This window comes from Acidiphilium cryptum JF-5, from assembly GCF_000016725.1.
GTDB classification, from domain to species: domain Bacteria; phylum Pseudomonadota; class Alphaproteobacteria; order Acetobacterales; family Acetobacteraceae; genus Acidiphilium; species Acidiphilium multivorum.
Genome location: NC_009484.1, coordinates 1,938,263 through 1,963,251, shown reverse-complemented (window position 1 = coordinate 1,963,251; position 24,989 = coordinate 1,938,263). Strand labels below are relative to the sequence as shown.

The 24,989-nt window shown below is 69.8% G+C and carries 27 protein-coding genes and 1 tRNA gene; 18 read left to right on the top strand and 10 right to left on the bottom strand.

Going from position 1 to position 24,989, the window contains the following annotated elements:
• Positions 1 to 80: 80 nt before the first annotated feature.
• Genes ACRY_RS11355 through ACRY_RS11345 form a run of 3 tightly spaced genes read right to left on the bottom strand, consistent with a single transcriptional unit; the run spans position 81 to position 2,900 of the window.
• Positions 81 to 638, bottom strand: a complete 558-nt coding sequence (locus ACRY_RS11355; RefSeq protein ID WP_011942484.1) for a DUF2497 domain-containing protein — start codon at positions 636 to 638, stop codon at positions 81 to 83.
• Entirely contained in the window at positions 635 to 2,215 is a 1,581-nt protein-coding gene (locus tag ACRY_RS11350) for a TolC family outer membrane protein (protein ID WP_050751115.1), read from the bottom strand. The genes ACRY_RS11355 and ACRY_RS11350 overlap by 4 nt, the downstream gene beginning before the upstream one ends.
• Positions 2,216 to 2,237: 22 nt before the next feature.
• Positions 2,238 to 2,900, bottom strand: coding sequence for a protein-L-isoaspartate O-methyltransferase family protein (locus ACRY_RS11345; RefSeq protein WP_011942482.1), 663 nt, complete (start codon positions 2,898 to 2,900; stop codon positions 2,238 to 2,240).
• 126 nt (positions 2,901 to 3,026) lie between these two features.
• Here ACRY_RS11345 and ACRY_RS11340 point away from each other — a divergent pair.
• Positions 3,027 to 3,100: transfer RNA gene (locus ACRY_RS11340), tRNA-Cys, on the top strand.
• 191 nt (positions 3,101 to 3,291) lie between these two features.
• Positions 3,292 to 5,187 (top strand): AMP-binding protein, encoded by a 1,896-nt coding sequence (locus ACRY_RS11335; RefSeq protein WP_011942481.1) that lies wholly within the window; start codon positions 3,292 to 3,294, stop codon positions 5,185 to 5,187.
• An 85-nt stretch (positions 5,188 to 5,272) separates the two neighbouring features.
• Here ACRY_RS11335 and gloB read toward each other — a convergent pair whose 3' ends face one another.
• Positions 5,273 to 6,004: a hydroxyacylglutathione hydrolase gene (gene gloB / locus ACRY_RS11330; protein WP_011942480.1), complete on the bottom strand. Its 732-nt coding sequence runs from the start codon at positions 6,002 to 6,004 to the stop codon at positions 5,273 to 5,275.
• Between the two features lie 33 nt (positions 6,005 to 6,037).
• Between gloB and ACRY_RS11325 the strand changes: the two genes are divergently transcribed.
• Positions 6,038 to 6,745, top strand: coding sequence for a class I SAM-dependent methyltransferase (locus tag ACRY_RS11325; protein WP_007423331.1), 708 nt, complete (start codon positions 6,038 to 6,040; stop codon positions 6,743 to 6,745).
• A gap of 9 nt (positions 6,746 to 6,754) precedes the next feature.
• Here the strand turns inward: ACRY_RS11325 and ACRY_RS11320 are convergent, their stop codons facing one another.
• Entirely contained in the window at positions 6,755 to 7,261 is a 507-nt protein-coding gene (locus tag ACRY_RS11320; RefSeq protein WP_011942479.1) for a Spy/CpxP family protein refolding chaperone, read from the bottom strand.
• 204 nt (positions 7,262 to 7,465) lie between these two features.
• On the opposite strand from ACRY_RS11320, the gene ACRY_RS11315 reads away from it, so the two are divergent.
• From ACRY_RS11315 to ACRY_RS11300, 4 genes are read left to right on the top strand one after another with little or no spacing between them, the layout of a single operon-like run.
• Positions 7,466 to 8,023: a NifU family protein gene (locus ACRY_RS11315; RefSeq protein ID WP_007423329.1), complete on the top strand. Its 558-nt coding sequence runs from the start codon at positions 7,466 to 7,468 to the stop codon at positions 8,021 to 8,023.
• A gap of 42 nt (positions 8,024 to 8,065) precedes the next feature.
• Entirely contained in the window at positions 8,066 to 8,650 is a 585-nt protein-coding gene (locus ACRY_RS11310; protein WP_007423328.1) for a malonic semialdehyde reductase, read from the top strand.
• A 1-nt stretch (position 8,651) separates the two neighbouring features.
• The gene (gene tsaB, locus ACRY_RS11305) at positions 8,652 to 9,323 is read left to right on the top strand and encodes a tRNA (adenosine(37)-N6)-threonylcarbamoyltransferase complex dimerization subunit type 1 TsaB (RefSeq protein WP_011942478.1); all 672 of its coding nucleotides are present in this window, start codon (positions 8,652 to 8,654) and stop codon (positions 9,321 to 9,323) included.
• A complete protein-coding gene (locus tag ACRY_RS11300) occupies positions 9,320 to 9,766 on the top strand; it encodes a GNAT family N-acetyltransferase (protein WP_011942477.1) in 447 nt (148 codons plus the stop codon). The genes tsaB and ACRY_RS11300 overlap by 4 nt, the downstream gene beginning before the upstream one ends.
• On the opposite strand, the gene ACRY_RS11295 is transcribed toward ACRY_RS11300, so the two are convergent.
• Positions 9,735 to 9,998: a sulfurtransferase TusA family protein gene (locus tag ACRY_RS11295; protein WP_007422902.1), complete on the bottom strand. Its 264-nt coding sequence runs from the start codon at positions 9,996 to 9,998 to the stop codon at positions 9,735 to 9,737. The genes ACRY_RS11300 and ACRY_RS11295 overlap by 32 nt on opposite strands.
• 159 nt (positions 9,999 to 10,157) lie before the next feature.
• Here ACRY_RS11295 and ACRY_RS11290 point away from each other — a divergent pair, with 159 nt between their 5' ends.
• Complete coding sequence (locus ACRY_RS11290) at positions 10,158 to 10,607, top strand: MucR family transcriptional regulator (protein ID WP_011942476.1); 450 nt, start codon at positions 10,158 to 10,160, stop codon at positions 10,605 to 10,607.
• Between the two features lie 240 nt (positions 10,608 to 10,847).
• Positions 10,848 to 11,645, top strand: a complete 798-nt coding sequence (locus ACRY_RS11285) for a DeoR/GlpR family DNA-binding transcription regulator (protein WP_007422904.1) — start codon at positions 10,848 to 10,850, stop codon at positions 11,643 to 11,645.
• Between the two features lie 56 nt (positions 11,646 to 11,701).
• Here ACRY_RS11285 and ACRY_RS11280 read toward each other — a convergent pair whose 3' ends face one another.
• Complete coding sequence (locus tag ACRY_RS11280; protein WP_011942475.1) at positions 11,702 to 12,367, bottom strand: alpha/beta hydrolase; 666 nt, start codon at positions 12,365 to 12,367, stop codon at positions 11,702 to 11,704.
• A 442-nt stretch (positions 12,368 to 12,809) separates the two neighbouring features.
• Here ACRY_RS11280 and cysE point away from each other — a divergent pair, with 442 nt between their 5' ends.
• The 8 genes from cysE to ACRY_RS11240 all read left to right on the top strand — a co-directional run bounded on the left by cysE (position 12,810) and on the right by ACRY_RS11240 (position 20,572).
• Positions 12,810 to 13,577, top strand: coding sequence for a serine O-acetyltransferase (cysE, locus tag ACRY_RS11275; protein WP_007422906.1), 768 nt, complete (start codon positions 12,810 to 12,812; stop codon positions 13,575 to 13,577).
• Positions 13,552 to 14,706, top strand: a complete 1,155-nt coding sequence (locus ACRY_RS11270; RefSeq protein ID WP_050751147.1) for a cysteine desulfurase family protein — start codon at positions 13,552 to 13,554, stop codon at positions 14,704 to 14,706. The genes cysE and ACRY_RS11270 overlap by 26 nt, the downstream gene beginning before the upstream one ends.
• 54 nt (positions 14,707 to 14,760) lie before the next feature.
• Positions 14,761 to 15,093, top strand: a complete 333-nt coding sequence (locus ACRY_RS11265; protein WP_007423728.1) for a ferredoxin family 2Fe-2S iron-sulfur cluster binding protein — start codon at positions 14,761 to 14,763, stop codon at positions 15,091 to 15,093.
• A 4-nt stretch (positions 15,094 to 15,097) separates the two neighbouring features.
• Complete coding sequence (gene mnmA, locus ACRY_RS11260; protein ID WP_011942473.1) at positions 15,098 to 16,135, top strand: tRNA 2-thiouridine(34) synthase MnmA; 1,038 nt, start codon at positions 15,098 to 15,100, stop codon at positions 16,133 to 16,135.
• 140 nt (positions 16,136 to 16,275) lie between these two features.
• Positions 16,276 to 17,826 carry a Hint domain-containing protein gene (locus ACRY_RS18130; protein WP_011942472.1) on the top strand — a complete coding sequence of 517 codons (1,551 nt, stop codon included), beginning with the start codon at positions 16,276 to 16,278 and terminating at the stop codon, positions 17,824 to 17,826.
• Positions 17,827 to 18,089: 263 nt separating this feature from the next.
• Positions 18,090 to 18,401, top strand: a complete 312-nt coding sequence (hfq, locus tag ACRY_RS11250) for an RNA chaperone Hfq (protein WP_007423553.1) — start codon at positions 18,090 to 18,092, stop codon at positions 18,399 to 18,401.
• Positions 18,402 to 18,407: 6 nt separating this feature from the next.
• On the top strand, positions 18,408 to 19,715 hold the full coding sequence (gene hflX / locus ACRY_RS11245) for a GTPase HflX (protein ID WP_007423554.1): 1,308 nt from the start codon (positions 18,408 to 18,410) through the stop codon (positions 19,713 to 19,715).
• A gap of 23 nt (positions 19,716 to 19,738) precedes the next feature.
• Positions 19,739 to 20,572, top strand: a complete 834-nt coding sequence (locus ACRY_RS11240) for an inositol monophosphatase family protein (RefSeq protein WP_007423555.1) — start codon at positions 19,739 to 19,741, stop codon at positions 20,570 to 20,572.
• Positions 20,573 to 20,606: 34 nt separating this feature from the next.
• Here the strand turns inward: ACRY_RS11240 and mazG are convergent, their stop codons facing one another.
• A complete protein-coding gene (gene mazG / locus ACRY_RS11235; protein WP_011942470.1) occupies positions 20,607 to 21,389 on the bottom strand; it encodes a nucleoside triphosphate pyrophosphohydrolase in 783 nt (260 codons plus the stop codon).
• Between the two features lie 99 nt (positions 21,390 to 21,488).
• On the opposite strand from mazG, the gene msrP reads away from it, so the two are divergent.
• Positions 21,489 to 22,466, top strand: a complete 978-nt coding sequence (gene msrP / locus ACRY_RS11230) for a protein-methionine-sulfoxide reductase catalytic subunit MsrP (RefSeq protein ID WP_011942469.1) — start codon at positions 21,489 to 21,491, stop codon at positions 22,464 to 22,466.
• On the opposite strand, the gene ACRY_RS11225 is transcribed toward msrP, so the two are convergent.
• A complete protein-coding gene (locus ACRY_RS11225; protein WP_011942468.1) occupies positions 22,459 to 22,893 on the bottom strand; it encodes an NUDIX hydrolase in 435 nt (144 codons plus the stop codon). The two genes, msrP and ACRY_RS11225, sit on opposite strands and share 8 nt — an antisense overlap.
• Complete coding sequence (gene recG / locus ACRY_RS11220; RefSeq protein WP_155856367.1) at positions 22,890 to 24,953, bottom strand: ATP-dependent DNA helicase RecG; 2,064 nt, start codon at positions 24,951 to 24,953, stop codon at positions 22,890 to 22,892. The genes ACRY_RS11225 and recG overlap by 4 nt, the downstream gene beginning before the upstream one ends.
• Between the last annotated feature and the right edge of the window lie 36 nt (positions 24,954 to 24,989).

The window sequence follows — 24,989 nt, the reverse complement described above, 5'->3', positions numbered from 1 at the left end:
GATTCACGGCGGACACTGGAAAAATCAATATTTCAGCGCGCAGCCCCTGAAATTCCCCCGCGAAGTTCAGGAGCAGCGGCCTAGCGGCCCTCCTCGCCGATCAGCCGCTCGATCTCGGCGCGGACGATCCGCTCCACGAGATTGGGCAGATGGGCGTCGAGCCAGGCCTTCAGCAGCGGGCGCACTTCCGAGCGGACGACGTCCTCGATCGTGAGGTCGCCGCGGCCGAGCGAAAGTCCCCGATCCGCCGAAACCGTGCGGCGCAGCGAGTCGATATGGCTCGCGGCGCGCTCCGCGGCCTCGGCGCTGACCAGGCGTTCCGGATTCTGCAGCGACATCGCGGCGGCATCGACCGTCTGTCCGGTGGCCATGCCCGGCGGCGTCGCCGGCGACAGCGCCGGCGCCGAGGCGACGGCGCCCGGCTGCTCGAACTCGGCCGCGCCGCCGGCCTTCCCAGGGCCGCGCCCCTCGGCCACGATCATCGACGGATCGAGATCGAGCACGGGTTTCCCCGCCTCCTCGGGCACGTCTGGCGCCGGCATGGCGACGGCATCGTCATCTTTCAGGATGCGGCGGATGGAGGAAAGGATTTCGTCCATCGAGGGTTCGGCCGCGGGGTCCGTTGGCGTTCCGCTCATGGGTGTGTGTCCTCGGGCTGGATATGCAGTTCGGTCGGGCCGCTTGGCGCCATTTTGGGCCGGGCGAGAAGGGTGCCGTCCGGGGCGATGCCGGCGTTGCGGAACGCGACGTCGCCATTGCCGAACAGGGCGTCCTTCACGGTGTCGTAGTATTTGAGGTCGTCGTAATGCGTCACCGGCAGGGCGAGATCGGTCGCCGTCAGCCGGCCGATCGCGGCGGCGATCGCATAGGACTGCTCGACCTCGTTGGCGATGTTCTGGATCTGCGTGGTCTGCGCGTTGAACAGGAGCTGCTGCGCGTTCAGCACGTCGAGCGTGTCGCGCGTGCCGACGATTTCCTGCCGCTCGGTGCCGTCGAGCGCGATCGCGTCGGCCTTGATCTGCGCGCGGGTGCTGACGATCGCCGCCTTCGAGGCCTTCAGCCCCTCCCATGCCTGGGTCGCCTGCTGCACCGCCGTCCGCTGGGCGTCGATCACCGCCGAATAGGCATACTGCACATTGTCCCGCGCCTGCCGGATCGCGGCATATTCCTTGCCGCCCTGGTAGAGCGGGATGGTCAGGTTGGCGAGGATCTGCCCGCCGGTGGAGCGCGAATGCGGCCCGCCGGGGTTCGACTCGTCGAAGGCCGAGGCCGAGAGGGAGAGCTGCGGCCCGAGCCCGGCCACCGCGGCATCGACCGAATCCTTCTTCGACGCCATGGTGAACAGCGCCGCCACCACGTCGGGATTGTTGCGCAGCGCGGCATGGGCGAGGGGGGTCTTGCCCCGCACCGGCAGTTCGAGCGGCTGCGGCGGCACCAGTGTCCGCGCCGGATAGGAGCCGACAAGCTGGCGGAAGCTCTCGTCGGCGATATGCAGGTTGCCCTTCGCCACCGCGACCTGTTCCTGCGCCCCGGCGAGCGAGGCCTCGGCCTGCGCCACCGAGGTTTCGGTGATCTCGCCGACATTGAACTGGTCCTTCACTGCGCGCAGCTGCTGGGCGAGGACGTTCTCGTTGTTGATGTCGAGATCGAGCAGGTGACGGTCGGTGATGACGGTCACGTAGGCATTGACCACCTTGGCGAAGACGGTCTGCTCGGTCGCGAGCAGCTGCGCCCTGGCGGCGTAGACGCTGTTCTTCGCCTCATGCAGCTTGGCGGCGGTCAGCCCGCCATCGAAGATCGACTGGTTGACGGTGATCTGCCCGGTCGCGTCGTTGCGCGCCGCGGTCAGGCTGTTGCGCGTCAGGGTTGGCGTGCCGGTGAACGGATTGGTGGTGTTGAACGCGGATTCCGTGGTCTCGTCGACGCGCCCGGCCGACCCCTGGATCGTGACGGTGGGCCGCCAGCCGGAAAGCGCCGCCGGCACGTTCTCGTCGGTGGCGCGCAGCGTCGCCCGCTGTTCCTGCAGGGTCGGATTGTTCGAATAGGCTTCCGCCAGCGCCGCGGTCAGGGTCGAGGGCCTTGCGTCGCCGGCCCGCGCCGCCGGCGCCGCCAGCAGCGCCGCCATCGGCAGCGCGGCCCAGAGCGCGGCCCGACGCCGCCATCCCGGTTTCGCTCGCAATGCCTGCAAATGCCGTGTCTCCTGAAAAGAGGACATGAAACCTATCATTTCTTTATGATCAAAAACTGAATGCCGCCTTACGCTGGAACGATGCTAACAACGGCGCGTTCCGGTCGGCAAGCGTCCGGTGCGCGAAGGCGCCGCCCACCGCCTCGGCAACCACCAGCCGGCCGATGCCGTCATCGTTCAGGATGGTGACGAGCCGGCCCCCCGGCGCCAGTTGCGCCGCGAAGGCCGCCGGCAGCATGTCCACCGCGCCCTCGATCACGATGACGTCGAACGGCGCCTGCGCCGGCGCCCCGGCCGCAAGCGGCCCGGCCACCAGCCTCACATCCGCCGCCTCCGCCGCCAGCGCTTCCGCCGCCATGGCGCGCAGCGCCTCGTCTTCCTCGAGAGCCACCACCGCCGCGCCGCCGGAGGCGAGCACCGCGGCGCCGTAGCCGGTGTTGGCCCCCACCACCAGCACCCGCGTGCCCGGATGCGTGGCGGCGGCTTGCGCCAGACGCGCGATCGTCAGCGGCGCCGGCATGAACCGGCCATGGCCGAGCGGCAGGTCGGCATCGGAATAGGCGCGGCCCGTCTGCGCCGGCGGGCAGAACCGCTCGCGCCGGATCGTCCGCATCGCGGTGATGACCCGGTCATCCGCGATATTGTTGGGCCGGATCTGGCCGTCCACCATCAGGGTGCGGGCGTCGCGGAAATACCGTTCATTGTCCGACATCGGGGATCCTCTACGCTGGGGCCGCCCCTCTATAGGACGCGGGGCGCGATCGGGCAAAGCCATCCTCCGCCGCGGGGCTTGACCGGAACCCGGCCCGGCCCGATAAGCCGCACTCAGTCGCGCGCCGGTCCGGTGGCAGAGTGGCTATGCAGAGGACTGCAAATCCTTGGATGTGGGTTCGATTCCCGCCCGGACCTCCAGCAGCGCGCGCCTCCGCGCTGCCAGGCTCAAGCAGCGCGCTATTCCGCGCTGCCAGACTGCGCCAACGCGCGGTTTCGTGCTGCCGGATCTCGCCTCGCGCAAGCGACTCCTCCGTCCCGATTGCCCGCCGCCCGGCTTGCTCCTAGTCTCTCCGTAACGACCGGCCAACGGAAGCGAGGGAGCGGAAAACATGTCCAGCGAATACCAGGCGCGCTACGATTCTTGGCATCGGGCCCCCGAGGCCTACTGGGACGAGGCCGCCCGCCGGATCGACTGGATCACCCCCTATGAAAAGGTTTTTGATCCCGCCCAGGGGCCGTTCGGCCGCTGGTTTCCGGGCGGCACGCTGAACACCGCCGCCAACTGCCTCGACCGTCACATCGCCGCCGGCGCCGGCGAGCGCATCGCCCTGATCTGGGACAGCGCGATGGAAGGCCGCATCGCCCGCTACACCTACCGCGCCCTGCGCGACCGGGTGGCGAAACTCGCCGGCGCGCTCGCCGCCCGCGGTGTCGCGAAGGGCGACCGCGTGGTGATCTACATGCCGATGGTCCCCGAAGCGGCGATCGCGATGCTGGCCTGCGCGCGGCTCGGCGCCATTCATTCCGTCGTCTTCGGCGGGTTCGCCGCCCCCGAGCTGGCCAGCCGCATCGATTCCGCCGAGCCGAAACTCGTCATCGCCGCCTCCTGCGGCCTCGAACCCGGCCGCGTCGTGCCCTACAAGCCGATCCTCGACGCCGCCCTGGAGCGCGCCGCCCACAAGCCGCGCGCCTGCCTGATCTTCCAGCGCGAGGCCCTGCGCGCCGATCTCGTCCCCGGCCGCGACGAGGATTATCTCGACGCCGAGGCCGCCGCCGCCCCGCACGATCCCGTCCCCGTCGCCGCGACCGACCCGCTCTATGTGCTCTACACCTCCGGCACCACCGGCCGGCCCAAGGGCATCGTCCGCGACAATGGCGGCCACGCCGTCGCCCTCGCCGCCACCATCCCGTTGATGTACGACGTCCATCCCGGCCCCGGCAGCGCGAGCGAGGTGATGTGGACCGCCTCGGATGTCGGCTGGGTCGTCGGCCACACCTATATCGTCTATGCCCCGCTGCTCGCCGGCGTCACCACCGTGATGTACGAGGGCAAGCCCGTCGGCACGCCGGATGCCGGCGCCTTCTGGCGCGTCTGCGCCCAGCACGGGGTCAAAACCCTGTTCACCGCCCCCACCGCCCTGCGCGCGATCAAGCAGCAGGACCCCGAGGGCGCGCTCACCCGCCAGCACGATCTCTCGAAACTCGAAGCCCTGTTCCTCGCCGGCGAGCGCTGCGACCCGCCGACCGCCGAATGGATCGCCGCCCTGCTCGGCAGGCCGGTGATCGACAACTGGTGGCAGACCGAAACCGGCTGGCCGATCTCCGCCCGCTTCCGTGGCCTCGGCCTCACCGCGTTCAAGCCCGGCTCCGGCGGCCGCCCCTGTCCCGGCTACGAGGTCCGGGCGCTCAACCCCGAGGGCGGGCTGATGCCCTCCGGCGAGGTTGGCGCCCTCGCCATCCGCCTGCCGCTGCCCCCCGGCTGCGCCCCCACCCTCTGGCACGACGACGAGGGCTACCGCCGCGCCTATCTCGAAACCTTCCCCGGCTGGTATCGCACCGGCGATGCCGGCATGGTCGATGAGGATGGCGACATCTGGGTGATGGGCCGCACCGACGACATCATCAACGTCGCCGGCCACCGCCTCTCGACCGGCGCGATGGAAGAGGTTCTCGCCGCCCACCCCGATGTCGCCGAATGCGCCGTGATCGGCCGGCACGACGCGGTGAAGGGCGAGGTGCCGCTCGGCCTCGTCGTGCTGAAATCCGGCGTCGCCCGGGCGGATGCCGAAATCGCCGCCGAGCTCGTCGCCCTGGTGCGCGAGCGCATCGGCCCGGTCGCCGCGTTCAAGGACGCGCTGGTGGTCCAGCGCCTGCCCAAGACCCGCTCCGGCAAGATCCTCCGCGCCACGATGAAGCAGATGGCGAACGGCGCGCAGCCGGTCATCCCGCCGACGATCGAGGACGCCGCCGTGCTCGACCAGATCGCCCCGCTGCTCTCGCCCTGATTTTTGCCCCGGCCCGCCGCCGGGGTCAGACTCCTGCTCCTTCCCGCGGCCAGGGTCAGACTTCTGCCCCGGCCCGTCGCCAGCGTCAGAATTTATCCTTGGCGGCGCGCAGCCGGGCGAATTCCTCGGCCGAGGCGGCGCGGAGAAACGGGTTGGCCGCCAGCTCGTCGGCGAGCCGCACCGGCAGCGTCGGCGCGCCCGCCGCGCGCAGCCGCTCCGCCTCCGCCGCCCGCGCCGCCAGCGCCGCGTTGTCCGGGTCGACATGGCGGGCGAACCGCGCGTTCGACAGCGTATATTCATGCCCGCACAGCATCAGCGTCTCGGGGTCGAGCGCCGCCAGCGCCTGCAGACTGGCATGGAACTGCGCCGGCGTGCCCTCGAACATCCGCCCGCAGCCGAGGCTGAACAGCGTATCGCCGCAGGCCGCCGCCGCATCGCCGAACAGGTAGGTGACATGCCCGACCGTATGCCCCGGCGTCGCGATCATCCGCACGGCTTCTCCGCCAAGATCGATCGTCTGCCCCGGCGCCAGCGCCGCATCCAGCCTCGGCAGCCGCGCCGCATCCGCCGCATTGCCGGCGATGCGCGCGCCGAACCGGGCCGCGAGGTCCACCGCCCCGGCGATGTGGTCGTCGTGATGATGCGTCAGCAGCACCCAGTCCAGCCGCCCGCCCGCCGCCTCGACGGCCTCGATCGCCGCCGCCGCGTCCGCCGGGTCGACGAAGGCGCTCGCCCCGCCATGCGCCACCAGCCAGGCGTAATTGTCAGCGAGCATCGGCACACGCGTGATCGTGAAGCCGCGATGGGAAATCGCCATGATCCGTCCTTCTCACATGCTATAGGTGGAGGGATGCGTCTCGATGCGCCCTCGATCGCCGATTTCTACGCCACGCCGCGCGGCGCCGCCACCGCGCGGCTGATTCGCGCCCGGCTGCGGGAGTTCTGGCCCGAGGCGCGCGGCTGCGAGGTGCTCGGCCTCGGCTATCCCGGCCCCTATCTGCGGCTCTGGCGGGATCAGGCGGCGCGCTGCATCGCCGCCGTGCCGGCGCAGATCGGCGCCGCCCCCTGGCCCGTCTCCCGCCCCGGCCTCAGCGTGCTGGTCGAGGAGGATGCCTTGCCCTTCGCCGATGTCAGCGTCGACCGGCTGCTGCTGATCCACGGTCTCGAACACGCCGAAACCGCCCGCCGCCTGCTGCGCGAGGCCTGGCGGGTGCTGCGCCCCGAGGGGCGGATGATCGTGGTCGTGCCCAACCGCGCCTCGCCCTGGGCCTATCTCGAACGCACGCCCTTCGGCCACGGCCAGCCCTATTCGCCCTCCCAGCTCGGCCGCATGCTGGCCGACTCGCTGTTCCGGGTCGAGCGGCGCGACGCCGCCCTGTTCCTCCCCCCGCTCGGCGGCCGCGCCATCCTCCGCGCCGCCCCGCTGGTCGAGCGCGCCGGCCGGCGCATCGCCGCCCAGGCCGGCGGCATCATCCTCACCGAGGCGACGAAGGACGTCGCCGGCGTCATCCCGCTGCGCGCGGGCCGCCGGCGCCGCCTCGTCCTCGCCGAGCGCTGACGGGGGAGCTCACCCCTTCGCGTGCAGCTTCCGGTGTTCGAGGTGCCGCTTCGCATAGGCGCGGAACATCGCGTCCACCTTCTTCTGCTGCGTGGCGTCCAGCTTCGTGTAGAGCGTCTGGAACGCGGCGGTCAGCTTGTTCATGTTGTCCGCCTGCTTCGCCTGGATCGCGGCGAAGGACTCCATGTTCTGCACCGCGTTCATCGTGGCGAGATGCGCGGCCCGGCTCTGGTAGAGGGCGGCGATCGAGGTCGCGTTGTCGCGCGAGACCTGGGCGAAGCCATGCCAGGCCGCCTGCTCGGCCTTGGTGATGCCGAGTTTCGTCTTCAGCGCCGCCAGCCGGTGATCGACATGCTTGAGCACGGGCGAATGCGGGGTGGCCGCCGTCGTGGTCTTGGTCTCGGGGGTTGCGGCGCGCGCATGGGGCAGGGCGAGGGCGGCGATCGAGGCGCCGGCCATGGTCGCGGCCAGCAAGGCGGCGGGGGCGTGGGCGCGGAGGGAGCGAATCGGCTTCATGTCGGAACTCCGGTTGGTTGAACCGCTCCGCCTTAGCCTGCGTTTCATGACGCGATGCTGGCGCCGCCGTGTCGGAATCATGGCCTACGCCGAATTCATCCGCGGTTTTGCCCTGCGTCAGCCCCCCTTGTCCTTTGCCCCGATCGGGACGATGTTGTGCCGAAAGGACCGCACAGGTCCGGTTTGAAATACGGAGTGTCTTCCATGTTCATCGAAACCGATGTCACCCCCAATCCGGCCACGCTGAAATTCCTCCCCGGCCGCGAGGTGCTCGGCCAGGGCTCGGCCGATTTCGACTCCGCCGATGCCGCCGCCGCGAGCCCGCTGGCCGAGGCGCTGTTCGCGCTGCCGGGCGTCGTCCGCGTCTTCCTCGGCGCCGATTTCGTCTCCGTCACCCGCGATGACGGTACCGAATGGACCTCCCTCAAGCCGCAGGTGCTCGGCGCGATCATGGAGCATTATCTCTCCGGCCGCCCGGTCATGGCCGGCGCCCAGGCCGAGGTGGACGAGGACGTCGATCCGGCCGACCGCGAGATTGCCGACCAGATCAAGGAACTGCTCGACATGCGGGTCCGCCCGGCGGTCGCCGGCGATGGCGGCGACATCGTCTTCCGCGGCTTCCGCGACGGTATCGTCTCGCTGCACATGCAGGGGGCCTGCTCCGGCTGCCCGTCCTCGACGGCGACGCTCAAGATGGGTATCGAGAACCTGCTCAAGCATTACGTGCCCGAAGTGAAATCGGTCCGGCAGGTGATGGCCTGAGCCGGCGATCCCCGCCGTCCCCCAGCTGAACGGAGAGTCCGCATGACGCTCGATGACGGCGCGCTCGACGCGCTGTTCCGCACCGCCCGCACCAAATCCGCCTGGACGGCCGACCCGGTGCCGGACGAAACCCTTCACCAGCTCTACGACCTGCTGAAGAACGGCCCCACCTCGGCCAACTGCTCGCCCGCGCGCTTCCTCTTCCTGCGCAGCGCGGAATCGCGCGAGCGGCTGAAACCCGCCCTCAACCCCGGCAATATCGAGAAGACGATGGCCGCGCCGGTCACCGTCATCGTCGCGCACGATCCGCAATTCTACGAGAACCTGCCGAAGCTTTTCCCGCACGCCGATGCCCGCGCCTGGTTCGCCGGCAACCCCGACCTCGCCGAGGAAACCGCCTTCCGCAACGGCACGCTGCAAGGTGCCTATCTCATCATGGCCGCGCGTGCCCTCGGGCTCGATTGCGGGCCGATGTCCGGTTTCGACAAGGCGAAGGTCGACCAGATTTTCCTTTCCGAACAGGGATGGCGTTCGAATTTCCTCGTCAATCTCGGCCATGGCCAGAAAGACGACCCGTTCCCCCGCGCCCCGCGCCTCGAATTCGACGAAGCCTGCGTCCTGCTCTGAGATGGCGCCGCCCGCCGCGCGCCTGCTGGTGCTCGATGCCGCGCTGAAGCGCGCCCATGTCGGCGTGATCGCGGGCGAACAGGTTCTCGCCGCCCGCGAGGGCGCGCCCGAGACCGGCCTTGCCGATTTGCTGCCGGTCTGGGCGGCGGACTGCCTCGCCGAGGCGGGACAGCCCGCCGCCGGCCTCGACGGCGTCGCCGTCACCATCGGCCCCGGCAGCTTCACCGGCCTGCGCGCTTCCCTGGCCCTTGGGCAGGGGATCAGCCTCGCCGCCGGCATTCCGGTCCACGGCGTCACCGTGGGCGAGGCGATGGCGGCGATGCTGCCCGATCTTGCCCGAAAGCTCTGGGTCGTCACCGCGGCGCGGCGTGGCCGCGTCTTCCTGGAACGCGACGGTGTGGCCGCCGCCTTCGACGACGCCGATCTGCCCTCGCCGGACGGTCCGGTCGCCCTCGCCGGCGACCGCGCCGCCGAGGCCGCCGCCCGTCTCGCCGCGCGCGGTCACGACGTCCTGCTGACCGGCCTGCGCGCCTGCGCCATCGGCGGCATCGCCACCGCCCTGCGCCGGCGCCTCGCCGCCGGGCTGGCGCCGCGTCCGGCCCAGCCGCTCTATGTCGACCCGCCCGAGGCGCGCCTGCCCGCCGGCGGCCTGCGTCCGCCCCCGCGCCCGTGAACGGCTCCGGCCCGGCGCCCGTCAACCGGGTCCACGCCGAAGCCCTGGCCGCCCTCCACGAAGCCGCCTTTCCGGACGACCCGTGGCCAGGCTCCGCCTTCGCCGCGCTGCTCGACAATCCGACGACCTTCGGCTTTCTCGACCCCGCCGGCGGTCTCGTCATCGCCCGCGCCGTCGCCGGCGAGGCCGAAATCCTCACCATCGGCGTCGCCCCGCCGGCCCGCCGCCGCGGCCTTGCCCGCGCGCTGCTCACCGCCGCCCTCGCTGCGGCGCGGGCGCGCGGGGCCGAAACCGTGTTCCTCGAGGTCGAGGCCGATAACGCCGCGGCCATCGCCCTCTACCGCGCCGCCGGCTTCATCGCCGCCGGCCGCCGGCGCGATTACTATGGCGCCGGGCGCGATGCCCTTCTGTTCAGTCTTCGGCTTTCCGGATCACCAGAATAGCGCTGCCATCCGGCAGATCGACCATGTCGAGCAGGTCGTGGCCCTGGTCGGACGCCGCGCGGGGAACGTTCGCCCGCGGCTCCGCGCCGCGCAGCCGGACCAGCAAAACCTCGCCCGCCGCCATCGAATCGAGCGCGAGTCGCGTGCGCACGTAAGTCATCGGACAGGTTTCGGCAGTAATGTCGATTGCCCTGTCATGGGCGGGGAGTTCCATGATTTTCGTGTCCTGCATTACCGTTTCCTAATCATGCACAAAAAATGGAACAGTTGTTACCCGAATTACCTGCTCCTTTCGGACGATTTTTTGCGGCAAATTCTTGCAATTCATCCGGAAATGTTCCAAATCAGCCGGAAGTTCAACATTGTTTTTGACTTCATAAAAGGACAAATCATGCCGGAGAGCCAGGATAACCAGCAACTCCTTCAACTGACGGCGCAGATCGTGTCGGCGCATGTATCGCACAATTCGGTTTCCGCCGAAATGCTGCCGGCGCTCATCCGGGATGTCTATCAGAGCCTCAGCGGCACCGAGCAGCCAGTCGAGGAACCGCCGCCGCCGCTGGAACCGGCTGTCAATCCGAAGAAGTCAGTCTTCAACGACTACATTATCTGTCTCGAAGACGGAAAGAAGCTCAAGATGCTTCGCCGTCATCTGAAGTCGGCCTATAACCTGACGCCTGAACAGTATCGTGAACGCTGGGGCCTTGCGAACGACTATCCGATGGTCGCGCCCGCCTATGCGAAGCAGCGCTCCAACCTTGCCAAGAAGATCGGTCTCGGCACCAAGCCCGCGAGCCAGGCGCCCGCTTCCGGCTCGCCCCGGAGCAAGAAGGGCGACTGACCGCCGCCCTGCTTCCGGTTCTCCGGACGAAATCGACCCGGCGGCACTGTCCGCCGGGTTTTTTTGTCTCCGTGAACCGTCGCTCTGATTGTCAATATGATAAGGCATGGCATCCGATCCTTCAGGGTCGGAAAGCGCTGGATGCGGGGACGATGGTTGCGTTTTGATCCGCCGTGCTCCAATGATGTTCGCAAGCGAAAGCCGGCCGGCCGGCATCGCGCCTGAAACAGGGGGAAGCGCGTGTCGGACAATTCCGCATCCATCAGCCGGCGGGCCGAAATCGTCGCCCTGGTCGGCTCGAACGGATTTCAGACCATCGAGGCGCTGGCCCGCCATTTCGACGTGACGGTGCAGACCATCCGCCGGGATCTCAATGCCCTCGCGGCGGACGGCAAGCTCAGCCGCTATCGCGGCGGCGCCGGCCTGCCGTCCAGCGTCGAGAACATGGAATACCAGCGCCGCCGCGTCGTGCATCTCGAGGCGAAGCAGCGCATCGCCGACATGGTGGCGGCGGACATTCCCGAACACGCCTCGCTCTTCATCAATATCGGTTCGACAACGGAGCAGGTGGCCCGCGCCCTGCTCGGCCATCACGACCTTTCGGTGATTACCAACAACCTCAACGTCGCGCGGATCATGAGCGAGGACACCGATTTCCGCGTCATCGTCGCCGGCGGCATGGTGCGCAACCGCGATGGCGGCATCACCGGCCAGGCCACCCGCGACATGTTCGACCGGTTCCGCGTCGATATCGGCATCATCGGCGTCTCCGGCATCGATGCCGACGGCGCGCTCTACGATTTCGACATGGACGAGGTGATCTGTTCGCAGGCGATCATCCGCAATGCCCGCCGTGTCGTGCTGGTGACCGACCATTCGAAATTCGGCCGTCCGGCGATGGTGCGGATCGGCACGCTCGCGCAGGTTTCCGCCCTCTATACCGACCAGCCGCCGCCGCCGCCGATCGCCGCGCTGATCGGTACGCTCGGAATCGAACTTCATGTCGCCGATTCGGGGCCGGCTTCCGGCGCCCCATGAAAAACGCCCGGTCCCTCGCGGGGCCGGGCGTTGCGGACTGCGTCGCGATCAGGGGCTCAGTCGGCGGCCAGCGCCATGTGCTTGCGGGCGATCTCGCCGCTGACATAGGCCTCCACCGCCTGGCCGATCGCGTCGGCATGGTTGGCGAACACGTGATCGGCGCCCTCCAGCACGCGGTAATCGACGGCGACACCCTTCTGCGTGTTCAGCTTGTCCACCAGCTTGCGCACCGAAATCTCGGGCACCAGCTCGTCGGCGTCGCCGTGGATCATCAGGCCGCCGCAAGGGCAGGGGGCGAGGAAGCCGAAATCGTAATGCGCCGCCGGCGGAGCGACGCTGATCCAGCCCGACACTTCCGGCCGGCGCATCAGCAGCTGCATGCCGACGAAGGCGCCGAAGGAATAGCCGGAAATCCACAGCCCGCCATGTCCCGGGTTCAGCGCCTGCATCCAGTCGAGCGCGGCGGCGGCGTCGTTGATCTCGCCCATCCCGCCGTCATAACTGCCCTGGCTGCGGCCGACGCCGCGGAAATTGAACCGCATCACCGAGAAGCCGAGGCGCTGGAACACCTGATACATCGTGTAGGTGATGCGGTTGTTCATCGTCCCGCCATGCAGCGGGTGCGGGTGCAGCACGAGGGCAAGCGGCGCGCCGCGGTCCTTGGCGTGATGATAGCGTCCTTCAAGTCGGCCGTCCGGCCCGGCAAACATAACTTCAGGCATGGTCTTGTCTGGTCTTTCTCACTCGATCGTCAGGTCATCCGATATCGGGGATGGGCGGATATCGAAGGTTCCGGTCAACGCGGCCCCCCGGCCGCTCGGCGAACCCGTTCAGGTGCCGCCGGATCCGGGAAATCGGACTAGGCTACCACTATATATAGGCATAATCCGCGCATTATTGACCGGTCCGGTCTGCATACCTACTCTCCTGAACGTGACAATCATTGTCTCTCGTAAGGATGAACCGTGTGATTCGCGTCTGGCCCGTTCAATGCGGCAGTCCAAAGAGCCAGCGGAGGGCCGTGCCGTTCCGCCGTGTTCGCCGGGCCGGGCCCTTGCCAAAAATGTTTCTCCCTGTGCTTTCAATCCGGCTCCGCAGCGCCACATCTCGCCGGAGGCATCCACAATTAGTGGATAGGATTGAAATTTTCCACGGAAATGTCGCATGAGCCGCATGTTTTTGCGTGAGACCATCCGGGCCTACCGCCAGCGCGACCCCGCTGCCCGTTCGGATCTCGAGGTCCTGCTGTGCTATCCGGGCCTGCATGCCGTCCTGCTGCACCGCGTCGCGCACTGGTTCTGGCAGCGCCGGCTGCGCCTGGCCGGGCGGTTCATCTCCCATCTCGCCCGCATGGCGACCGGCATCGAGATCCATCCGGGGGCAACGATCGGCCGCCGCTGCATGATCGATCACGGCATGGGCGTGGTCATCGGCGAAACCGCGGTAGTGGGCGACGATGTCTATCTCTACCATCAGGTCACGCTCGGCGGCACGTCGAGCGAGCGCGGCAAGCGCCATCCCTCGGTTGCGAACAACGTCATCATCGGCGCCGGCGCCAAGGTGCTGGGCAACATCCTGATCGGCGAGAACGCCCGCATCGGCGCCAACGCCGTGGTGGTGGCCGACGTGCCGGCGAACACCACGGTGGTCGGCATCCCCGCCCGCCCGGTCGAGCGCGGCTCGGCGACCCGCCCACCCAAGCCCCGCTTCGACCCCTACGGCACGCCCTGCGACCCCTGCCTCGACCCGCTGCTGGGCGAGATCGAGCGGCTGCGCACCGAACTGACCGACCTCGAGGCCCGCATGGCCCGCGCCGAACGGCGCGAAACGGAGCATGCCGAACGGCGCGAAACGGAACATGCCGAGCGGCGCGAACCGGATCGTGCCGGGCCGCGCGAAACCGACCATGACGAGCCCGTTGCCCGGGGCTGAGCCGGGCCTCTACCTCGACGCCAACGCGACCGAGGCGCTGCGCCCCGAAGCCCGCGAGGCGGTGCTCGCCGCCTTCGATCTCGTCGGCAATCCGGCCTCCGTCCACGCCGATGGCAGGGCCGCGCGCAAGCTGCTCGAATCCGCCCGCGCCGCCCTTGCCGCACGCCTCGGCGCCCGGCCGGAAGACGTCGTCTTCTGCGCGGGCGCGACCGAGGCGAACGCGATGGCGATCCACGGCCTCGCGGGCGGCGGCGCCATCGTGATCGGCGCCACCGAGCACGATGCCGTGCGCGCCGCCGCCCCCGCCGCCCTCATCGCCCCGGTCGATGCCGCCGGCCGGCTCGACCAGGCCGGCTTCGCCGCCCTGCTGGCCGCGCACCGCCCGGCACTCGCCTGCGTCATGGCGGCGAACAACGAAACTGGCGTGCTGAACGACATCGCCGCCATCGCCGCCCTCTGCGCCGCGCAGGGCACGCGCCTGCATGTCGATGCCGTGCAGGCCGCCGGCCGCGTCGCCGATCCCGATTATCTCGCCCAGGGGGCGTCCAGCGTCGCGATCTCCGCGCACAAGCTCGGCGGCCCGAAAGGGGTGGGCGCCCTGCTGCTCGCGCCCGAGGCCGCGTCCGCCTTCGCGCCGCTGATCCGCGGCGGCGGGCAGGAGCGCGGCCGCCGCGGCGGCACGCACAACCTGCCCGGCATCGCCGGCTTCGCCGCCGCCCTCGACGCCGCCCACGCAACCACATGCCCCGATCCGCGCCTCGCCGCCCTGCGCGATGCGATCGAGGCCGGCGCGCGCGACTGCGGCGCCCGCATCGCCGGCGCCGGGGCCCCGCGTTTGCCGAACACGGCCTGCCTCGTCCTGCCCGGCCTTGCCGCCGAAGCCCAGGTCATCGCGCTCGATCTCGACGGCATCCGCGTTTCCGCCGGCTCGGCCTGCTCCTCCGGCAAGGTCGCCAGCAGCCACGTTCTCGCCGCCATGGGCCTCGGCGATCTCGCCGGCAACGCCATCCGCGTCTCGTTGCCCTGGAACGCGCCGGACGACGCGCCCGCCCGTTTCCTCGCCGCATATCGGCGTCTTGCCGCCCGCGCCTTGCGCAAATCCGCGCATGTCTCTACCTCGGCAGCGTGAACGGCGGCGGAACGGCGCGCGCCTTCCACCACGCAACGGTTTCAAGGGTTTCAAATGCCGAACATGACTTTCATCGAGCGCGACGGCACGCGCCGGACGGTGGACGCGCCGTCCGGCCTGTCGGTGCTCGAAATCGCCCACAAGCACGGGATCGACATCGAGGGCGCCTGCGAGGGTTCGCTCGCCTGCTCGACCTGCCATGTCATCGTCGATCCCGACTGGTTCGCGAAGCTCGCCGCCGCCTCGGAAGACGAGGAGGACATGCTCGACCTCGCCTTCGGCCTGGAAAAGACCTCCCGCCTCGGCTGCCAGATCGTGATGTCCCCGGCGCTGGACGGGCTCGTCGTGAAGCTGCCCGCCGGCGTGCGGAACGCGCAGAACGGCTGAGATCGTGCGCGTCGTCGTCGCCATGTCCGGCGGGGTGGACAGTTCGGTCGTCGCCGGGCTGATGCACGAGGCCGGGCACGAGGTGATCGGCGTCACCCTCCAGCTCTACGATCACGGCGCGGCCACCGGCCGCAAGGGGGCCTGCTGCGCCGGGCAGGACATCCACGACGCCCGCAACGTCGCCGACCGTCTCGGCATCGCCCATTACGTGATCGACGCCGAGGCCGCCTTCCGCGCCGCGGTGATCGGCGATTTCGCCGAATCCTACGCCGAGGGCCGCACCCCCGTGCCCTGCGTGCGCTGCAACCAGCACCTCAAGTTCGGCGACCTGCTCGGCCTCGCCCGCGATCTCGGCGCCGAGGCGCTGGCCACCGGCCACTATGTCCGCCGCGAGGACGGGCCGGAGGGAGCGGAGCTTCACCGCGCGGTCGATGCACGGCGCGACCAGTCCTGGTTCCTCTTCGCCACCACGCGCGACCAGCTCGCATTCTCCCGCTTCCCCCTCGGCACCATGCCGGACAAGGACGCCGTCCGCGCCGAGGCCGCGCGGATGAACCTGCCCGTCGCCGAAAAGCCGGACAGCCAGGACATCTGCTTCGTCCCCTCCGGCACCTATGCCGACATCGTCGCGAAGCTCCGCCCCGATGCCGCCGCCCCCGGCGAGATCGTCACCGAGGACGGCGCCGTGCTCGACCGTCACCAGGGCATCGCCCGCTACACGGTGGGCCAGGCCAAGCGCCTCGGCGCCGCCTCCGGCCATGTCGTCACCCGGATCGACGCCGCCCGCCGCCGCATCGTCGTCGGCCCCCGCGGCGCCGGCGGTCGCGAGGTGCGGATCGCCGAGCCGAACTGGCTGATCGATCCGCCCGCCGCCCCGTTCCGCGCCAGCGTCAAGCTCCGCGCCGGCGAGACGCCGCACCCCGCCGAGATCGACATCGCCCGCAACCTCGTCACCCTCGACACCCCCGCTCTCGCCGCCCCCGGCCAGGCCTGCGTCGTCTATCGCGAGTCCCGCGTTCTGGGAGGCGGTTTCATTTTATGAATTCATTCGCATCATAAGATAACATAACGTTAAATTCGCGTCGGCTGAAGCATTAAAAAAATTGAATCTCTTGTTGTCGTTGCTTATCATCGCGTCAGAATATTTCAAATTTCAGACATATTTGAACGCGGGAGAGCGGCATGTCCGATGTGACAATACCTTCTGGTGATACGCTGATTCTCAATGCATCGCTGACCAGCAACTTTTCATTTCCAACGACGGGGTCGGCCCCGACCGATCTCGTCATCGAGCCGTCCGCCCTTTCCGTAACCCTCGTGGGGATCACGACGGCCGTCACCGCGATCGAACTGGGCGGCAACATCCAGCATTTCGGACCGAACGACACGATCGTCCTGGCCGATGCCACGACCGACTTCTCCAATTTCGACACCTCGCCCTCGGCGCCGAGCGATGTCATGACGTTCCAAAATATCGCCAGCCTCGCCGTGAGCCAGGATTTCAGGATTTACGCCTCGGATGGTCTGATCATCACCGACAGTCCCCTCATCAACCTCGAGTACGGACCGACACTGAATACGTCACTCGCGCCGTTCATCAACGCGATCGAGCAGTCCATGTTCGGCAGCATCCCTTCCACCGGCACGCTGACCATCTCGGTCGGCCTTAGCGATTTCGGCGACTCCTCGGCCGAACCCGGCCCTCCGTCCGAGTCCGGCGGATACGCCTTCACCATCACCACGGGCAGCGACATCAACCCCTGCTTCGCCGCCGGCACGCAGATCCGCACCCCGGCCGGCGAGACCCCGGTCGAATCCTTGCGGGCCGGCGATGCCGTCCTCACCGCCACCGGCGCCGAACGCCGCGTGGTCTGGATCGGCCGCCGCACGCTCGACCTCAGCCGCCATCCGCGCCCCGAACTGGTCCGCCCGGTCCGCATCGCCGCCGGCGCGCTGGCCGATGGCGTCCCCGCGCGCGACCTCGTGGTCTCGCCCGACCACGCCCTGTTCCTCGACGGCGTGCTGGTCCAGGCGAAGGATCTGGTCGACGGCACCATGATCGCACCCGACCGCCGAATTTCCCGCGTCACCTATTTCCATGTCGAGCTCGACCGGCACGACATCCTGCTGGCCGAGGGCGCGCCGGCGGAAAGCTTCCTCGATACCGGCCATCGCGGCCTGTTCGAGAACGCCGGCGAACCGATCACCCTGCACCCCGACCTGATGCAGGCCCGGCGCGAGGCCGAAGGCTGCGCCCCGCTGGTCACCGGCGGCGACGCCCTGGCCGCGATCCGCGCCCGCCTCGCCGCGCGCCGCGCCGCGCAGGGCTTCGCCCTGGTCCGCGTCCGCCCCGCGCTCCGCCATGGCGACCTGATCATCGAGGCCAGCGAGGAGAAGCCCGGCACGTTCCGCTTCGCCCTGCCCGCGAACGCGACCGAATTCGAACTCCTCGCCGGCACCTTCGTCCCCGCCGAGGTCGACCCGGTCTCCACCGACCGCCGCCGCCTCGGCCTGTCGGTTGCCGGCCTCGCGCTGGACGGCGCGGCGCTCGACCTCGAAACCGCGATCCCAGCACCCGGCCGCCTGCCGCGCGCGGGCGGCGATGCCGGAGTCTGGACAAGCGGCAACGCCGGCATCCGCCTGCCCCGCGCCGGCGCCGAACTGGTGCTGACGCTGACCGCCCAAGCCCTGTTCTGGACCGCGCCGGCCGCCATGCGGCGCGCCAGCGCCTGATCTCCGCCGGCCCACCGGCCGCGCCCTGTGATGGTGGCGGGTGTGTGATGCACCCGCCACAAGCGTTTTTTTATCCCATGCCGGGCGCTTCCGATTGGTTTCGGCGCCCCGGCGAGCTATATCTCCGCCTGCGGCATCCGTTTGCGGGCTCTCCGAACGGGCGGGGCCGAACATGCGGCAGCGGGTTCCGGCCCGATGCCATGACCCGATGCACCCACGCCATGGCAACCGCCATGCCCGGCAAGAAAAAAAGGACTCCAGACGTGGCCAACGAAAAATCGCAGAACGTGCAGGATGTCTTCCTCAATCACGTTCGCAAGAGCAAGACCCCGGTCACCGTGTTCCTGGTGAACGGCGTGAAGCTCCAGGGTGTGATCACCTGGTTCGACAATTTCTCCGTCCTCCTCCGCCGCGACGGGCACACCCAGCTCGTCTACAAGCACGCGATCTCGACCGTGATGCCCGGCGCGCCGATCCAGCTCTTCGACGCGACCAAGGCCGAGGGCGCCGCGCCGGCGGGCGGCTCCACGCTCAGCCTCGGCCGCGCCGGCGACCCCGACCGCGACGCCGGGTAGGCCGGGTTGAGCATACCCACCCAGGCCGCGCCCACCCGCGCCGCCGTCCTGCTGCCTTGGGAACATGGCGGGCGCAACGGCCCGCGCGAGGCCGAGGCCCGCCTCGCCGAGGCGATCGGACTCACCGCCTCGATCGGCCTCGTCATCGCCCATGACGAAATCGTGCAGATCCGCGCGCACCGCCCCGCCACCCTGTTCGGCGAGGGCCAGGTGCGGCGGATCGGCGAGTCCATCGCCGAGGCCGAGATCGGCGTCGCGGTGGTCGATTCCACGCTCAGCCCGGTGCAACAGCGCAATCTCGAACGCGCCTGGAAGTGCAAGGTCATCGACCGCACCGGCCTGATCCTCGACATTTTCGGCGAGCGCGCCCGCACCGCCGAGGGCGTGTTGCAGGTCGAACTCGCGCATCTCGCCTACCAGCGTTCCCGTCTCGTCCGCTCCTGGACCCATCTGGAGCGCCAGCGCGGCGGCTTCGGCTTCCTCGGTGGCCCCGGCGAAACCCAGATCGAGGCGGACCGCCGCCTGATCACCGACCGCATCGCCCGCCTCCGCCGCGAGCTCGACGAGGTCCGCCGCACCCGCGCCCTGCACCGCGCCGCGCGCAACCGCGTGCCCTATCCGGTCGTCGCCCTGGTCGGCTACACCAATGCCGGCAAATCCACGCTGTTCAACGCGCTCACCGGGGCCACCGTCCACGCGCAGGACCAGCTTTTCGCCACCCTCGACCCGACGATGCGCCTCATCGTCCTGCCCTCCGGCCGCCAGGCCATCCTGTCGGACACGGTGGGCTTCATCTCCGACCTGCCGACCGAACTCGTCGCCGCCTTCCGCGCCACCCTCGAAGAGGTCGCCGCCGCCGACATCATCCTCCATGTCCGCGACTGCGCCCACCCCGACAGCGCCGCCCAGCGCGCCGACGTCGTCTCCGTGCTCGACGGCATGGCCCGCTCGGGCATGATCGACGAGGGCTGGTCGTCCCGCTGCATCGAGGTGATGAACAAGATCGACCTGCTCGATCCCGCCGCGCGCGACCTGCCGGGCGCTTCCGCCATCGCCGTCTCGGCGCTGTCCGGCGAGAATCTCGACACGCTGCGCGCCACGATCGATGCCCGGCTCGCCGGCGCCATGCAGGTCGCGACCTACTGGCTCGCGCCGGCCGACGGCGCCGGCCTCGCCTGGCTCTACCGCCATGGCGAGGTGATCTCCCGCGCGGATGGCGAGGACGCCATCGCCATCGAGGTCCGGCTCCGCCCCGAGGACCGCGCCCGTTTCGAGCGCGATCACGAAGCCGCGCTGCACGCCCCGGTCCCCTGACCCACCGCCACGGATTCCAGCCCATGATGCCTGACAGAACCGACCTTTCCGCCATCGCGGCGCTGCTGCGCGACGTCGCGCGCACGATCGTGATGCCCCGCTTCGGCCATATCGGCCCGGCCGACCTGCGCACCAAGTCCGGCCCGCTCGACCCCGTCACGGTGGCCGACGAGGCGGCCGAGCGCGCCCTCACCGAAGGCCTGCGCGCCCTGTTCCCCGATGTCGCGGTGATCGGCGAGGAATCCGTCGCCGCCGATCCCGCCCTGCTCGGCGCGGTCGCCGGCCCCGGTCCCGTCTTCGTCATCGACCCGATCGATGGCACCCAGAACTACGCCGCCGGCCTGCCGCTGTTCGGCCTGATGATCGCCCTGGTCGAGGACAATCGAACCATCGCCGGGCTGATCCACGACCCGCTGCGCGACGACACCATGCTCGCCACAAGCGGCGGCGGCGCCTTCCTGCTCCGCGGCGCGTCCGATTCAGCCGAATGGCTGCCCCTGCGCGTCGCCGCCCCGGCGCCGCTTGCGCAGATGATCGCCTCGGTCTCCTGGCAATACATGGCGCGGGCCGAAAAATCCCGCGTGCTCGGCAGTCTCGCCGCCCTCGGGCAGACGCCCAACCTGCGCTGCGCCGCCGCCACCTACCGCGCCATGGCCTCCGGCCATATGCACGCCTCGGTCTCCCGCCGCACTTTGCCGTGGGACCACGCCGCCGGCACGCTGATCGTCGAGGAAGCCGGCGGCCATGTCCGCCGGCCGGATGGCGAGGCCTGGCGCCCGGCCGACATCGATGGCGGCCTCATCGCCGCCACCGACCGCGACACCTGGCACCGCCTGCGCGACGCGCTCTACGGCTAGAGCACGTTCCGATCCGAACGGATCGGAGGATGCCCTAGCCCTCCCGCTTCACCGCCTGCCAGAGCGCTTCCATCTCGGCGAGCCCGGCCGCCTCCGGCGTCGTCCCGGCGGCGGCGAGCCTCGCCTCCACCGCGCGGAACCGGCGCTCGAACTTCGCATTCGCCCGCGCCAGCGCCTGCTCGCCATCGCAGCCGAGCTTGCGGGCGAGATTGACCATCACGAAGAACATGTCCCCCAGCTCGTCCTCGATCCGCGCCGGATCCGCCCCCGCCAGCTCGGCGCGCAGCTCCGCCGTCTCCTCGTCGAGCTTGTCGAGCACCGAATCCGCATCCGGCCAGTCGAAGCCGACCCGCGCCGCCCGCGCCGCCAGTTTCCGCGCCCGCATCAGCGCCGGCAGCGTCGAGGCGATGCCATCCAGCACGCCGCTCTCCGCCCGTGCCGCCCGCTCGCGCGCCTTGTCCGCCTCCCAGGCCCGGGTCTGCGCCGCCTGGTCCCGCGCCGCGGCCTCGCCGAACACATGCGGATGCCGGCGGATCATCTTCTCGGCGATCCCGGCGGCCACCTCCTCGAAGCCGAACCACCCGCGCTCCTCGGCCATCCGCGCGTGATAGACCACCTGGAACAGCAGGTCGCCCAGCTCGTCGCGCAGCGCGTCCGCATCGCCTTTTCCGATCGCGTCCGCAACCTCATAGGCCTCCTCGACCGTATAGGGAGCGATGGTGGCGAAATCCTGCTCGCGATCCCACGGGCACCCGGTCTCGGGATGCCGAAGCGCTGCCATGACGGCGAGGAGGCGGTCGATCGGTCTGTCGGTCATGCGGTCCCGAAGCTGTGAAGGGTGGTCCCGCGCGGGTCACGGCGGGTTGATGAATGGCCTGCGCGCACCAGAGTAATCTATCGCCCGAGGAGAACAACCATGCACGTCATCCGCAAACCGGACTGGTCCCTGCCCGAAACGGAGGCGACCCCGCCGCATCTGGCGCTCGACCGCCGCGCCGCCCTTGCCACGCTGGGCGGCGCCATGCTCGGCTTCGGCCAGATCGGCGCCGCCCTCGCCGACACCAACGCCAACGCGAACGCCAAACCGGGCGACCGCATCTCCGACTACCCGCCCTCCGCCGCGCGTTTCGACCCCGAGCGCAGCCTCACCCCGCGCCACAATGTCGAGACCTACAACAATTTCTACGAATTCGGCCTGAACAAGGACATCTGGCGCAAGGCCCAGAAACTGCCCACCGAACCCTGGACCATCCGCATCGACGGCATGGTGGAAAAGCCCTTCACCATCTCCTTCGGCGACCTGATGAAGAAGGTCAGCACCGAAACCCGCATCTACCGCCATCGCTGCGTCGAGGCCTGGTCCCTCGTCGTCCCCTGGGAAGGCTTTCCGCTCGCCGATCTGGTGAAACTGGCCAAGCCGCTCTCGGGCGCGAAATATCTCCGCTTCACCACGCTGTCCGACCCGAAGGTGATGCCCGGCCTGTCGATCCCGTTCTTCCCCTGGCCCTATCACGAGGGCCTGACCATGGCGGAGGCGACGAACGAACTCGCCTTCGTCGGCACCGGCATGTACGGCGCGAAGATGCCCAGGCAGGATGGCGCGCCGATCCGCGTCGTGCTGCCCTGGAAATACGGCTTCAAATCGGCGAAATCCCTCGTCCGCATCGAGTTCGTCAAGGAGCAGCCGGTTACCTTCTGGGAAAAGACCAGCCCGGACATGTACGGCTTCTGGGCCAATGTGAACCCGAAATACCCCACCCTCCGCTGGAGCCAGGCGCGCGAGCGCGTCATCGGCACCGGCGAGGTGGTGCCGACGCAAATCTACAACGGCTACGGCAAATGGGTGGCCCCGCTCTATGCCGGCATGAAGCAGGACAAGAAACTGTTCATGTGACGACCAGCAGCCGGCGGGCGATGCCGATCACCCGCCGCGCCTCGCTCCACAATTCGTAGCGGTCGAACTCCGCCGCCCTGACCCAGGCGATGTCGGTCACGTCATCGCCCGCCACCGCCTCGCCGCCCTGATACAGCCCGGCGAAATCGAGGATGGTGTAGTGAAACTCGATCCGCTGCGCCGCGTCGCGATGGATCGAGTCCACATGCGCGGCCAGCACCAGCGCGCCGGCCTCGAGCCCGGTCTCCTCGCGCAGTTCCCGCCGCGCCGCCGCCTCCGCCGTCTCGCCGAGCTCCTGCGCCCCGCCCGGCAGGCTCCAGGCGCCGAGTGCGGGCTTGCGGCCGCGGCGGATCAGCAGCACCTCGTCGCCGCGCAGCAGCACCACCCCGATGCCGACGCGCGGCGCCGCCGGATAGGCCCGGCTCATCCCGCCACCAGCGCGCGGATCGCGCGGTCCTGCTCGAACAGGTGCAGCAGCACCCGCGCCGCCCGGCCGCGCGGGCTTTCCAGGTGCGGGTCGGTGTCGAGCAGCAGGGTCGCGTCCTTCTGCGCCATCGGAATCAGGTCCTCGTCGCGCTCGGCGTCCGCCAGCCGGTAGCCGGGCAGGCCGGACTGTTTCGCCCCCAATATGTCACCGCCGCCGCGCAGCCGGAAATCCTCGTCGGCGATGCGGAACCCGTCCTCCGTCTCCCGCAGGATCGCGAGCCGGCGCCGCGCCGCCTGGCTCAGCTCGTCGCCGTGCAGCAGCAGGCAGAAACTCGCCGCCGCCCCGCGCCCGACCCGCCCGCGCAGCTGGTGCAGCTGCGCCAGCCCGAACCGGTCCGCCCGCTCGATCACCATCACGTTCGCCTCCGGCACGTCCACCCCCACCTCGATCACCGTGGTCGAGACCAGGATGTCCGCCTCGCCGCGGGCGAAGCGCTCCAGCGCCGCCGCCCGGATCTCGATCGGCTGCCGCCCGTGCGCCAGCACCACCCGCTCGCCGAACCGCTCTGCGAGTGCGGCGAACCGCGCCTCGGCGGCCGCGATGTCCACCGCCTCGCTCTCGGCCACCAGCGGACACACCCAATACACCCGCCCGCCCCGGCGGATCATCCGCGCCACCGCGGCGACGATCTCCTCCATCCGCCCCGCCGGGTGCAGCGTGGTGCGGATTGGCTTGCGTCCGGCGGGCTTCGCCAGAATCCGGCTCACACTCATCTCTCCCCAGTGCGAGAGCAACAGCGTGCGCGGAATCGGCGTCGCCGTCATCACCAGCATGTCCGTCGCACTTCCCTTGGCGCCGAGGGCGAAACGCTGCTCGACGCCGAACCGGTGCTGCTCGTCGATCACCGCGAGGCCGAGATCGTGGAACGCGACACTCTTCTGGAAGATCGCATGGGTGCCGACCACGATCGGGATCGCCCCATCCGCGAGGCCGGCCAGCACAAGCCGCCGCTCGGCCGCCCGCAGCGAGCCGGTCAGCAGCGCCACCGGCACCGGGCAGAGTTTTTCGAGCGTCGCCAGATGCTGGCGGGCGAGCAATTCGGTGGGGGCGAGCAGGGCGGCCTGTGCGCCGGCCTCGACCACGCGCAGCATCGCCAGCGTCGCCACCAGCGTCTTCCCCGCGCCGACATCGCCCTGCAACAGCCGCAGCATCCGGTGCGGCGCGGCGAGATCGGCGTCAATTTCGGCCAGTGCCGCCGCCTGCGCATCGGTCGGCGCGAAGCCGAACCGCGCCAGCGCGGCGGCCCGCAGCCTTCCATCGCCGGCAAAGGCGCGCCCCGGCCGCCGCCGCCGCCGCGCGCGGATCAGCGCGAAGGCCAGCTGCCGCGCCAGCAATTCGTCATAGGCGAGCCGCCGTGCCGGGCGGTCGTCCGGCATCGATTCGGGCGCGTGCAGCGTCCGCAGCGCGGCGGTAAAGCCCGGCCAGCGCCGCTTTTGCAGCACCGAGGGCAACTGCCATTCCGGCAGCTCCGGCAGCCGGGCGAGGGCGCCGTCCACCGCCCGCGCCATCACCCGTGCCGTGAGTCCCGCCGTCAGCCCCCGCACCGGCTCGATCGCCGGCAGGCTCGCCGCCTGCGCCGCCGGCAGCACGTAATCGGGGTGGGGCAGGGTAGGGCGGTCGGCGAAGCGCTCGATCTTGCCCGACAGCAGCAGTTTCGCGCCCACCGGAAACTGGCCGAGCCGCCCGGGGTGGAACAGCACCACCTCGCCGAAGCCGCTGGCGTCGCGAATCACCACCCGGTGCGGCTGCCCGCGCCGCGCCGGCGCCTCGTGCCGCACCACCTCGACCATCACCGTCGCGACCGATCCCGGTTCCGCCTCCGCCAGCGTCGACTGCCGCGAGCGGTCGATGAAATGCAGCGGCAGGTGGAACAGCAGGTCGCCCACGCTCGGCCCGCCCACCGCGCGCGCGATCAGCGCCGCGAGTTTCGGGCCGATGCCCGGCAGGCTGGCAAGCTCGGCCCGGAACGGCGCCAGCGACTCGGAGATGTTGGTGGTCACGGGCTGACAGTGGCGGAGCACTCGACTATATCGCAA

Coding starts and splice junctions, on each gene's coding strand:
- ACRY_RS11355 (WP_011942484.1), bottom strand. CDS start 638: ATGAGCGGAACGCCAACGGACCCCGCGGCCGAACCCTCGATGGACGAA.
- ACRY_RS11350 (WP_050751115.1), bottom strand. CDS start 2,215: ATGTCCTCTTTTCAGGAGACACGGCATTTGCAGGCATTGCGAGCGAAA.
- ACRY_RS11345 (WP_011942482.1), bottom strand. CDS start 2,900: ATGTCGGACAATGAACGGTATTTCCGCGACGCCCGCACCCTGATGGTG.
- ACRY_RS11335 (WP_011942481.1), top strand. CDS start 3,292: ATGTCCAGCGAATACCAGGCGCGCTACGATTCTTGGCATCGGGCCCCC.
- gloB (WP_011942480.1), bottom strand. CDS start 6,004: ATGGCGATTTCCCATCGCGGCTTCACGATCACGCGTGTGCCGATGCTC.
- ACRY_RS11325 (WP_007423331.1), top strand. CDS start 6,038: ATGCGTCTCGATGCGCCCTCGATCGCCGATTTCTACGCCACGCCGCGC.
- ACRY_RS11320 (WP_011942479.1), bottom strand. CDS start 7,261: ATGAAGCCGATTCGCTCCCTCCGCGCCCACGCCCCCGCCGCCTTGCTG.
- ACRY_RS11315 (WP_007423329.1), top strand. CDS start 7,466: ATGTTCATCGAAACCGATGTCACCCCCAATCCGGCCACGCTGAAATTC.
- ACRY_RS11310 (WP_007423328.1), top strand. CDS start 8,066: ATGACGCTCGATGACGGCGCGCTCGACGCGCTGTTCCGCACCGCCCGC.
- tsaB (WP_011942478.1), top strand. CDS start 8,652: ATGGCGCCGCCCGCCGCGCGCCTGCTGGTGCTCGATGCCGCGCTGAAG.
- ACRY_RS11295 (WP_007422902.1), bottom strand. CDS start 9,998: ATGCAGGACACGAAAATCATGGAACTCCCCGCCCATGACAGGGCAATC.
- ACRY_RS11290 (WP_011942476.1), top strand. CDS start 10,158: ATGCCGGAGAGCCAGGATAACCAGCAACTCCTTCAACTGACGGCGCAG.
- ACRY_RS11280 (WP_011942475.1), bottom strand. CDS start 12,367: ATGCCTGAAGTTATGTTTGCCGGGCCGGACGGCCGACTTGAAGGACGC.
- cysE (WP_007422906.1), top strand. CDS start 12,810: ATGAGCCGCATGTTTTTGCGTGAGACCATCCGGGCCTACCGCCAGCGC.
- ACRY_RS11270 (WP_050751147.1), top strand. CDS start 13,552: ATGACGAGCCCGTTGCCCGGGGCTGAGCCGGGCCTCTACCTCGACGCC.
- ACRY_RS11265 (WP_007423728.1), top strand. CDS start 14,761: ATGCCGAACATGACTTTCATCGAGCGCGACGGCACGCGCCGGACGGTG.
- ACRY_RS18130 (WP_011942472.1), top strand. CDS start 16,276: ATGTCCGATGTGACAATACCTTCTGGTGATACGCTGATTCTCAATGCA.
- ACRY_RS11240 (WP_007423555.1), top strand. CDS start 19,739: ATGATGCCTGACAGAACCGACCTTTCCGCCATCGCGGCGCTGCTGCGC.
- mazG (WP_011942470.1), bottom strand. CDS start 21,389: ATGACCGACAGACCGATCGACCGCCTCCTCGCCGTCATGGCAGCGCTT.
- msrP (WP_011942469.1), top strand. CDS start 21,489: ATGCACGTCATCCGCAAACCGGACTGGTCCCTGCCCGAAACGGAGGCG.
- ACRY_RS11225 (WP_011942468.1), bottom strand. CDS start 22,893: ATGAGCCGGGCCTATCCGGCGGCGCCGCGCGTCGGCATCGGGGTGGTG.